The sequence below is a fragment of the Arthrobacter sp. SIMBA_036 genome (assembly GCF_046535135.1).
In the GTDB taxonomy this organism is placed as follows: Bacteria; Actinomycetota; Actinomycetes; order Actinomycetales; family Micrococcaceae; genus Arthrobacter.
Window position 1 is genome coordinate 202,423 of the sequence record NZ_JAWRXG010000010.1, and the last position, 9,418, is coordinate 211,840.

A 9,418-nucleotide genomic window follows, 5' to 3' on the forward strand; every position below is an offset into this window, starting at 1 on the left:
GTAGAGCTTAGAGCTTGTTGGCTGCTTCAGCGTCTGACGTGGTCTGGCCGGCACCGAGGTTGGCGCGCAGCTTGGCACCGAGTTCGGCGTCGACGTTGGTCCAGTACTGGATAGCGCGTTCCTTGATATCGGCGCTCTTCACGCCACCGACGGCACCGGTGATCGTGTCGAGGAAGCGGGCCTTGGCAGCTTCATCGTAGACCTCGCGGTACAAGGTTCCGGCCTGGCCGAAGTCGTCGTCCTCAGCGTGCAGGGTGTGAGCGGAGAGGGTCAGTTCTCCATCATTCTCCCAGCCACCGGCGGGGGAGAGCGGCTCGACCGCTGCAGGTCCACCGACTGAGTTCGGTGCGTACACCGGAGTGGTGGGAGCGTTGAACAGGTAGCGTCCCTGGCCGTCCTGGCTGTAGTTGTGCACAGCGTTCTTCGGCTGGTTCACCGGGATCTGTGCGTGGTTGGTGCCCACGCGGTAACGGTGCGCGTCCGCGTAGGAGAAGATGCGGGCCTGCAGCATCTTGTCCGGTGAAGCCGCGATCCCCGGCACGAAGTTCGACGGCGCGAAGGTGGCCTGCTCGATCTGCGCGAAGTAGTTCTCCGGGTTCTTGTTCAGTTCCATGGTGCCCACGTGGATCAGCGGGTAGTCCGAGTGCGGCCACACCTTGGTGAGGTCGAACGGGTTGAAGCGGTACGTCTTGGCGTCCTCATACGGCATCACCTGGACGTGCAGTTCCCACGAGGGGAAGTTGCCGGCGTCGATGTTTTCCTGCAGGTCGCGGATGTAGAAGTCTGCATCCGAGCCGGCAAGTGCTTCTGCCTGGTCTCCGGTCATGGAGTCCACGCCCTGGTTGGACTTGAAGTGGTACTTGACCCAGAAACGCTCGCCGGCCTCGTTGATCCACTGGTAAGTGTGCGAGCCGTAGCCCTGCATTTCACGCCAGGAAGCCGGGAGGCCGCGGTCGCCCATGAGCCAGGTCACCTGGTGCGCCGACTCCGGGGAGAGCGTCCAGAAGTCCCACTGCATATCGGCGTCGCGCAGGTGGCTGCCCGGGAGGCGCTTCTGGGAGTGGATGAAGTCCGGGAACTTGATGCCGTCGCGGATGAAGAACACCGGGGTGTTGTTGCCGACGAGGTCGTAGTTGCCCTCTGAGGTGTAGAACTTCACCGCGAAACCGCGAGGGTCGCGCCACGTGTCAGGGGAGCCGTTTTCGCCTGCGACGGAGGAGAAACGGATCAGCATATCCGTCTCGACGCCGGGCTGCAGGAAGGCCGCCTTGGTGTATGCGGAAACGTCCGAGGTGGTTTTGAACGTGCCGAAAGCTCCGCCGCCCTTGGCGTGAACTACGCGCTCCGGGACCCGCTCGCGGTTGAACTGGGCGAGCTTTTCCACAAGGTAGTGGTCAGTCAGGATGATGGCACCGTCAGCGCCGACGGACTTCGAGTGAGCGTCCGAGGTGACGGGGGCACCGGACTGGGTGGTCGACTGAACGGGCGTGATATTCGCGGTCATCGTTCTCCTTTTTTCTATTTCTTGGTTACGTGAGGTTTACGGGAAGCTGTTGTTTGGACTGGCAGTCCTGGCAGATGCCTTGGTAGAGGACATCTGCGATCCGGATGGTCATGGGCTTGGAGTTCCCACTCCAATGCGGCGTAAGGCACGGTGCGTGCCCCACCGCGCAATCGACGTCTTCAACACGGCCGCAACTGGTACAGACGGCGTGGTGGTGGTTGTCGCCCACGCGGGTTTCATAGAGTGCGGGGGAGTGCGGTGGCTCGAACCGGCGCAGCATCTCAAGGTCAGTCAGGTCGCTGAGGACCACATAGACGGACTGGGCCGTTAGTTCGGGAAGCTCCTGGCGGGCGGCCGCGAGTATTCCTTCGGCGGGAGAGTGCGGGTGGTGCTGGACTGCCGCAAGCACAGCCAGGCGCTGTTTGGTGACTCGCCGGCCGTGGGCACGCAGCTCAGCGGCCCATGTTTCCTGTTCGGCTGTGAGTGCGGTCATGCATTCATTGAAACACTTATTATTAGGAGTTCACAATAAGGCGTGGCTAACTTGGCGTGAACAAAGCAAAACCTTCCGTAACTTGCCCGTCTTGCGGCCCGGGCTGGTGCGCGCTGATTAGGCTTACACGGTGGCAAAACTATTGGCGGACATCACCCCCCTCAAGGAGAGTCCCGCATTTCGACGACTGTGGCTGGGGGCGTCCATAGCCGCCGTCGGTTCCCAACTCACTTTGGTGGCTGTCAGTTTGGAGGTCTACCGGCTGACCCAACAGAGCCTCTATGTCGGCTTGCTCGGCATCTTCGCCTTGGTGCCCCTCGTTGTTGCGGGGCTATATGGCGGATCAGTGTCAGATGCTTACGACCGCCGGAAAGTTGCCCTGATTGCTTCCCTGGTCCTGTGGGCATCCACGGCGGGTTTGGCCCTGCAGGCATGGTTGCACTTAGGCAACATCTGGATCCTCTACGTGCTGGTAGCTATCCAGAGCGGCGCGCAGGGAATCAACGGACCCGCACGCAGCGCGATCATCCCGCTATTGGTCCGCAAGGAATTGCTTCCAGCTGCAAATGCACTGAACATGCTGACCTTCGGCCTTTCGATGACGGCCGGGCCATTGCTGGCAGGCGTACTGGTAGCGAGCATCGGCTTCGGCTGGACATACACCATCGATGTCATCAGTTTCACTTTCGCGCTGTGGGGCCTTTTGGGACTCCCGGCCATGCCGCCATCCCACGACGCCGCACGGCCGGGACTTCGCTCAGTGGTTGAGGGATTCCGGTTCCTCGGCACACGCCCCAACGTCCGCATGACCTTCATCATCGACCTCATCGCCATGATCTTCGCCCAGCCGCGCGCTCTGATGCCGGCTATCGGAGCCGTGATGATCGGAGGCGGTGAAACCACAGTAGGGGTGCTCCTCGCGGCAACGGCTGTCGGCGCATTTCTCGCGGGCCTCTTCTCGGGACCGCTGGGACGGGTCCGACGGCAGGGGAGCGCAGTTGTGTGGTCCGTGATCGGCTGGGGTGGTTCAATCGCCGCCTTTGGCCGGTGGTCCTCCTGGCCGGTGAATCAGGGCGAGGAGGCGTGACATCCTGGCTGATTCCCGCGGCTCTTTGCTGCGCGCTCGCCGGAATCGCGGATTCCGTCAGTGCCGTTTTCCGAACCACCATTCTCCAGTCGGCCACGCCCGACCATCTCCGTGGGCGCCTGCAAGGTGTGTTCGTGGTGGTGGTTGCCGGTGGACCACGCATCGGTGACCTGGTTGCCGGCGGGGTCACCCGATTCCTCAGCGAGGGTGGGGTGCTGCTCGCGGGAGGGATGGTCTGCATGGTCCTTGCCCTGCTGGCCGCGCGAATCCAGCCCGGATTTGCGGCGTACGATGCCAAACACCCGACGCCGTAGGAACAGTACGGCCGCCGTCGTCGTTAAGGTCATTAGCTAATCCACCTGACAACCAATCCACATGCGAACTGATGAAAGGGACGATGACCACGGTGCGAAACCACAACAACGGCCTCAAGACCGCCGCACTCTTTGGCGTGCTATGGGCGGTGTTGCTGGGACTGGGCGCCATCATCGGGGCCGGAACGCGGAGTGCCGCGCCGCTGTGGATCATGGCCTTGCTGGGTGTGGCGACCACGGCTTACGGCTACTGGAACAGCGATAAAATCGCGATTCGCTCCATGGCCGCCTATCCGGTCAGCGAAGCGCAAGCCCCGCAGCTCTATCAGATCGTCCGGGAGCTTTCGATGCGGGCCAACAAACCCATGCCGCGGATCTACCTCTCGCCCACCATGACGCCCAACGCCTTCGCCACAGGGCGGAACCCCAAGAACGCCGCCGTGTGCTGCACGGAAGGGATACTGCACTTGCTCGACGCCCGCGAACTTCCGGGCGTGCTGGGCCACGAGCTCATGCATGTGTACAACCGCGACATCCTGACATCTTCGGTTGCCGCCGCGGTGGCTGGGGTCATCACGTCCGTGGGGCAGATGTTGTTGTTCTTCGGCGGCGGGGACCGCCGCAACGCAAACCCGCTCGCCATGATCGCGATGGCACTGTTGGCACCTTTTGCCGCGTCCTTGATCCAGATGGCCATCTCCCGCACGCGGGAGTACGACGCCGATGAGGACGGAGCGCGGTTGACCGGCGATCCGCTGGCGCTCGCCTCAGCCCTGCGCAAGATCGAGAATGGCGTCACACAAATTCCGCTCCCACAGGACCAGAACCTCGTCAATGCTTCGCATCTCATGATCGCGAATCCATTCCGTGGCGGCGGAATGCGGCGGATTTTTGCCACGCATCCTCCCATGAAGGAGAGGATCAGCCGCCTGGAGCGAATGGCGGTCCGTTAGCCCCCGCCGGGTTAGGAGAACAGGCCTTCGCCGATGAAGCCACCCTGTTTAATGCCCGGTGGCACGGCGAACAGCCCCGAGCCTGTGTGCTTGAGGTAGTCCACGGAGAGTGTGTCGCCCTTGGCCAGTGCCAGTTGCATGGGCACGTAGTGGGTCCTGGGATCCTTGACGAATGCGATGAAGAACAACCCCGCATCCAGGTGGCCCAGGCCGTCAGAGCCGTCCGTGAAGTTGTAACCGCGGCGCAGCATCCGTACGCCGTCGTTCTGGTCGGGATGGGCGAGGCGCATGTGCGAGTCGAGGGGGACCAAGGGGGTTCCGTCCCGCCCGGCGAGCTTGAAGTCGGGAGCGGTGAACTCGTCGCCTCCGGACAGCGGCGCCCCGGTGCCCTTGGTGCGTCCGATCAAACCCTCCTGTTCCCGAAGCGACGTCCTGTCCCACGTCTCTATGTGCATCTGGATACGGCGTGCCACAAGGTAGCTTCCCCCGGCCATCCACTGCTCCCCGGCACGGTCCCCGGGAGCCACCCACACATGGTCGTTCAAGAGCGAGTTGTCCTCCACTTTGAGGTTGTTGGTGCCGTCCTTGAAGCCAAAGAGATTCCGGGGTGTCGCCTGCGCCCTTGAGGTGGAGGACGTGCGCCCAAAACCCAACTGCGACCAGCGCACCCGGACCTTGCCGAAGCCGATCCGGGCCAGGTTGCGGATGGCGTGGACTGCCACTTGGGGGTCGTCGGCGCAGGCCTGGATGACAATGTCCCCGCCGGTCCGCCCGGGCTGAAGATCGTCCCCGGGAAAGTGCGGAAGATCGATCAGGGCTTCGGGGCGGCGGCCCTCCAGGCCGAATCGGGCCTTGCCGTCCTTCTCGAAAAGCCCCGCCCCAAAGCCAAACGTCAAGGTCAAATGTGCGGCGGCGAGATCCAGCGCCTCCCCGGTGTCCTCGGGCGGAGCGTTGTACGGTCCGTCGACGGCGCCAGTCTCGCCGGTGGGCTTGCCTGCGGTCATGGCCTCCGCTGCGGCGGTCCAATCACGCAGGAGCTTGACCAGGTCCTTGCGGTCCTCGGTGGTTACATCGAAAGCGGCCATGTGGAGGCGGTCCTGGGCGGGAGTGGTGATTCCGGCCTGATAATCGCCGAAGAAAGGCACCACGGCGGCATCGGTGCTAGGCGCGGTAGCTCCTGCCGGTGTGGCCGCGACGGCGTCGTGGCCCAGAAACCCGGCAGCCAAGCCGGCGACGGCCCCGGCACCGCCAATGCCCGCAATGGACAGCAAACCGCGGCGCGAAAACCCGCTCGTCTGTCGAGATTCGTTAGGGGCACCCCCGGCTGCACCGCCGGAAACCTCACCGCCGTGTCCGAAAGGGCAGCCGCTCACAGCACCACCGAAGCGGTGAGCTTGGAGAGGGGTTCGGCCAACGCGTCGACCAAGGCCGCAAGCTGCTGCACCTGGTCCTTGCTGAGCTCGTTGTAGTAGGCAAAGCCGTCGCCCTTGGCGTGCTTTTTCAGCTCTGTTTGAAGGGCGGTGAATTTCTCGTCCAGTGAGGCGGCGAGATCCGCATCCTTTTCCTTCAGTGCAGGCTTGAGACTTTCGAAGGCGATCCGGGCGCCATCAACATTGGCTTGGAAATCCCAGAGGTCGGTGTGGGACCAGATCTCTTCCTCACCGGTGACTTTACCGGTGGCCACTTCATCGAGGAGTTCCTTGGCGCCGTTGCCGAGCTTGTCCGCCGTCAGTGTCACGGACCGGGTCCGTTGGACCAGATCCTCCGTGGTGGCGATCAAGTTGGTGGAGACAGCCTGGCGCTCTGCCTGCGTCATAGGGGTGTACCCAGCGGGTGGGAACAGGTCCTTTTCAGCCCGGTGCCAGCCGGTCCATTCCTGCCCCGGCTCAAGGTCCGCCTCGCGGGCGTCCAACTTCGGGTCAAGGTCACCAAAGGACTCCGCTACGGGCTCGATGCGTTCCCAGTGCATGCGCGTGGCTGCATAGAGGTCACGGGCTTTGGCGGCGTCTCCGGCAGCGAAGGCAGCGGCGAAGTCTTTGGTCCCCGTGAGTAATTGCTCGCTTTGGTCTTTGACGTAGGCTGCGTACTGCTGGGTCCCGGTATCCAGGAGTTTCTGGTGGTCGGCATTGAGGCTGGGCTTGTTGCCCGAGTCCGTGACCTCGAAGGAGCCGCGGATCCCGTCACCCTGCATGCCCGGTTTGCACGCCGTGGTGTACTTGCCAGCGGAAACGGTGACCACCAAGTTCCGGGTAATGCCCGGGCCGATGTTCTCCACTTCGCCGAGGATCCGCAAGCCATCCTCGGCGAGCAGATAGAACTCGGTGATTTCGGTTCCATCGTTCTTCACGGAGAACGTCAGGTTGCCACTCGGGGCGCTGGTGGCAGACAGCTTGCACTCGGTTGCGGTGCTGCTCACCTGGATGGGGCCCCCGGTTGCGCTCGCAGGTTTGGCATTGTCCGTGCAACCAGTCAGTACCAAAGGCACAGCGACTGCTGCGCCGAGTACGGCAAGCACTCTACGGAATGTGGGCGAAGCGGGCATGGCGGCGCCAGGCATGGGCGTGTCCTTTAGGTTCGAGGGGAAGCGAGTGTGAGCGGAGCGGGATCAGGGGTGCGCGGTGACCGCGGCAGCCGGACTGCGTACCGGTTGCGCAGCAGGAGACCTATTGGCGCGGATGTACAGGAACAGCACGGGAATGACGTACAGCAACCAGACCGTGGCCTCGAGCCAAGTGGTTGCGGGGGAGAAGTTCAGGGTGCCTTTGAGCAAAGTGCCGTACCACGACGACGGCGGCACGGCGGCTGAGACGTCGAAGGCCAGGCTGTGCAGGCCTGGGAAGATGCCGGCTTCCTGCAGGTCGTGGACGCCGTAAGCCAACACGCCCCCGGCGATGATAATCAGTCCAACTCCGGTCCAGGTGAAGAAGCGGCCCAGGTTCACTTTCAGGACTCCCCGGTGCAGCAGGTACCCGAGGCCAGCGGCAGCCAAGAGACCGAGCAATGCACCCACCAGCGGGAGAGTGCTTGCTCCGGTGGACTGCGCGGCGGCCCAAATGAACAGAGCTGTTTCCAGCCCTTCACGGCCCACGGCCAGGGCTGCCACCAAGACCAGTCCCCAGGCGGCGCCGTCGGCCGCCTTATCCACGTGCGAGCGCAACTCGCCGCCCAGGCTGCGCGCCGTGCGCGCCATCCAGAAGACCATCCAGGTCACCAAGGCGACGGCCACTATGGACAGGCCGCCACCGATTGCCTCCTGGGCCTCGAAGATCAGCCCACGGGGACCGAAGGTCAGGAGGGCGCCGAATCCAAGGGATACAGCGATAGCGAGGGCAACGCCGGCCCATAGCCTTGGGATCAAGGACTGCCTGCCTGTTTTGACGAGGTAGGTCATCAGGAGGACAACGACGAGGGATGCCTCGAGGCCTTCGCGCAGGCCGATCAGGAAATTGGCGGTCATGATCAATTCTTTCGCTAAGGGAAGCCGTACTTAGGCTCGCCTAATGAGAAAGAATACTGTGTGGCGGTCATTACGCAAAGTTTTCGTGACGTAATGACAATACGCTGCTGGGTAGGGGCGCTGCGTCTTGGCGATCTAGGTGTTTTTGCCCTTGAGGATGAGCAGGAGCTTGAGGCCGACGGCAACTTCGTCCGGGTTATCCGAGGATCGGAGGTCTTCGGCGAACTGCTGGATGTCGGCCAGCTTGTCACCGGTTGCGGGGCGTAGTTCAGTTGTCACCGTCACACCGTGACAGCACAATCTGAGCGTACGCTGAGGAAGACGACGAGGGCCGCAGGAGCACAATTGCTCGCTGCGACCCTCGGTGCCTGCGGAACGGACTTAGCTGCGGAAGTTGACGAACTGAAGATCGGCTTCGTCGAACTTCTTCAGGATATTCATGGTCTCCTGCAGGTCATCGCGGGACTTGGAGGTGACGCGAAGTTCATCGCCCTGAATCTGGGACTTTACTGACTTGGGGGCCTCATCGCGGATGATCTTGTTGATCTTCTTCGCGATGTCCTGGGCGATGCCCTCCTTGATGGAGCACTCAAGGCGGAACTCCTTACCCGAGGGGAACGGTTCGCCCTGCTCCAACGATTTCAGTGAGATGCCGCGCTTGATGAGCTTGGACTGGAACACATCCAGGACAGCGAGTACGCGGTCCTCCGAGTTGGCCTTCATCAGGATCTTTTCACCGCTGAAATCGATCTCTGCGCCCACGCCCTTGAAGTCGTAACGCTGGGCGATTTCCTTCTGGGACTGATTGAGCGCGTTGGCGACCTCTTGCTTGTCTACCTTGCTGACGACGTCGAACGTGGATTCGCCTGCCATGACTCTCCTTAGGTTGGGGGCCCTGTAAGGGCGGTTGGTCTGGCATCCAGCCTAGTACGGACGGCCACTGTTGGAACGGTGGACAGCTTTCACAGTTCGCTCACAGCACACGCTTGGCTGGAACCGAGGACCTGGCCGGAGAGTTGTACCAAGTTGGAAGAGCACAACCGGAGGTAAGCATGAGCACCAAGGCCGTCCGTTACGTCGGTAAGTCCGCCTCTGCGGCAGCGGGTTCTATCGGCACGGCAGCAGTAGCGGCAGCAAGTGCGGTTGCTGCAGCCGCCGTCGCGGCATCCATAGTCCTCAGCCCCGTCCCTAATGCCGACGCGCGAATGGACGGCATCCACACTGATCTGCTCCGTGCTGTGCAGCTAAACCAGATCACCGCCGAGCAGGCCCAAAAGTTCGAAGCGAGGCTTGCTGGCCGAATACTCGGGCAGGCTTGAAATACCGTGGCCTCGAGGCCCGGGTTTGCCGATTAGATTCTTCGCGGGAAGTTCTGTAAGGTTATCTCTGCCTTCGGTTACCGGATCGGAAAGAAATGGTCTCCGGAAGTGATCTTCTTTTGAAGTTCGGCAGATTACCCGAGCGGCCAAAGGGGGCTGACTGTAAATCAGCTGGCAACGCCTACGGGGGTTCGAATCCCTCATCTGCCACCCATGTGATGAGTCGAGACATCCTTCACGGATGAGTCGAGTCATCGGTTACACCCCGGTCTTCGGACCGGGGTGTTTTTC

The 9,418-nt window shown here is 62.4% G+C and carries 9 protein-coding genes, 1 tRNA gene and 1 pseudogene; 4 read left to right on the forward strand and 7 right to left on the reverse strand.

The window, feature by feature from the left end:
• Nucleotides 1-7: 7 nt before the first annotated feature.
• Both SB659_RS14950 and SB659_RS14955 read right to left on the reverse strand, forming a co-directional pair.
• Nucleotides 8-1,504 (reverse strand): catalase, encoded by a 1,497-nt coding sequence (locus SB659_RS14950; protein ID WP_410550910.1) that lies wholly within the window; start codon nucleotides 1,502-1,504, stop codon nucleotides 8-10.
• A 25-nt stretch (nucleotides 1,505-1,529) separates the two neighbouring features.
• The gene (locus SB659_RS14955; protein ID WP_284975426.1) at nucleotides 1,530-1,997 is read right to left on the reverse strand and encodes a Fur family transcriptional regulator; all 468 of its coding nucleotides are present in this window, start codon (nucleotides 1,995-1,997) and stop codon (nucleotides 1,530-1,532) included.
• Between the two features lie 130 nt (nucleotides 1,998-2,127).
• On the opposite strand from SB659_RS14955, the pseudogene SB659_RS14960 reads away from it, so the two are divergent.
• Nucleotides 2,128-3,398: pseudogene (locus tag SB659_RS14960) on the forward strand (MFS transporter).
• 92 nt (nucleotides 3,399-3,490) lie between these two features.
• The gene (gene htpX / locus SB659_RS14965) at nucleotides 3,491-4,351 is read left to right on the forward strand and encodes a zinc metalloprotease HtpX (protein ID WP_410550924.1); all 861 of its coding nucleotides are present in this window, start codon (nucleotides 3,491-3,493) and stop codon (nucleotides 4,349-4,351) included.
• 11 nt (nucleotides 4,352-4,362) lie between these two features.
• Here the strand turns inward: htpX and efeB are convergent, their stop codons facing one another.
• From efeB to SB659_RS14990, 5 genes are all read right to left on the reverse strand, one after another.
• Nucleotides 4,363-5,724: an iron uptake transporter deferrochelatase/peroxidase subunit gene (gene efeB / locus SB659_RS14970; protein WP_410550911.1), complete on the reverse strand. Its 1,362-nt coding sequence runs from the start codon at nucleotides 5,722-5,724 to the stop codon at nucleotides 4,363-4,365.
• Nucleotides 5,721-6,908 carry an iron uptake system protein EfeO gene (gene efeO, locus SB659_RS14975; RefSeq protein WP_284980253.1) on the reverse strand — a complete coding sequence of 396 codons (1,188 nt, stop codon included), beginning with the start codon at nucleotides 6,906-6,908 and terminating at the stop codon, nucleotides 5,721-5,723. The genes efeB and efeO overlap by 4 nt, the downstream gene beginning before the upstream one ends.
• Before the next feature lie 48 nt (nucleotides 6,909-6,956).
• The gene (gene efeU, locus SB659_RS14980; RefSeq protein ID WP_410550912.1) at nucleotides 6,957-7,808 is read right to left on the reverse strand and encodes an iron uptake transporter permease EfeU; all 852 of its coding nucleotides are present in this window, start codon (nucleotides 7,806-7,808) and stop codon (nucleotides 6,957-6,959) included.
• Nucleotides 7,809-7,943: 135 nt separating this feature from the next.
• On the reverse strand, nucleotides 7,944-8,087 hold the full coding sequence (locus SB659_RS14985; RefSeq protein ID WP_284980255.1) for a hypothetical protein: 144 nt from the start codon (nucleotides 8,085-8,087) through the stop codon (nucleotides 7,944-7,946).
• 102 nt (nucleotides 8,088-8,189) lie between these two features.
• On the reverse strand, nucleotides 8,190-8,681 hold the full coding sequence (locus SB659_RS14990) for a YajQ family cyclic di-GMP-binding protein (protein ID WP_284975420.1): 492 nt from the start codon (nucleotides 8,679-8,681) through the stop codon (nucleotides 8,190-8,192).
• Nucleotides 8,682-8,860: 179 nt separating this feature from the next.
• On the opposite strand from SB659_RS14990, the gene SB659_RS14995 reads away from it, so the two are divergent.
• Nucleotides 8,861-9,127, forward strand: a complete 267-nt coding sequence (locus SB659_RS14995) for a hypothetical protein (protein WP_410550913.1) — start codon at nucleotides 8,861-8,863, stop codon at nucleotides 9,125-9,127.
• A gap of 128 nt (nucleotides 9,128-9,255) precedes the next feature.
• Nucleotides 9,256-9,337 (forward strand) — tRNA-Tyr (locus SB659_RS15000).
• Nucleotides 9,338-9,418: the final 81 nt, after the last annotated feature.

Excerpts from the sequence above, each read along its gene's own strand:
- SB659_RS14950 (WP_410550910.1), bottom strand. The coding sequence starts at position 1,504 with ATGACCGCGAATATCACGCCCGTTCAGTCGACCACCCAGTCCGGTGCC.
- SB659_RS14955 (WP_284975426.1), bottom strand. The coding sequence starts at position 1,997 with ATGACCGCACTCACAGCCGAACAGGAAACATGGGCCGCTGAGCTGCGT.
- efeO (WP_284980253.1), bottom strand. The coding sequence starts at position 6,908 with ATGCCTGGCGCCGCCATGCCCGCTTCGCCCACATTCCGTAGAGTGCTT.
- efeU (WP_410550912.1), bottom strand. The coding sequence starts at position 7,808 with ATGACCGCCAATTTCCTGATCGGCCTGCGCGAAGGCCTCGAGGCATCC.
- SB659_RS14990 (WP_284975420.1), bottom strand. The coding sequence starts at position 8,681 with ATGGCAGGCGAATCCACGTTCGACGTCGTCAGCAAGGTAGACAAGCAA.
- SB659_RS14995 (WP_410550913.1), top strand. The coding sequence starts at position 8,861 with ATGAGCACCAAGGCCGTCCGTTACGTCGGTAAGTCCGCCTCTGCGGCA.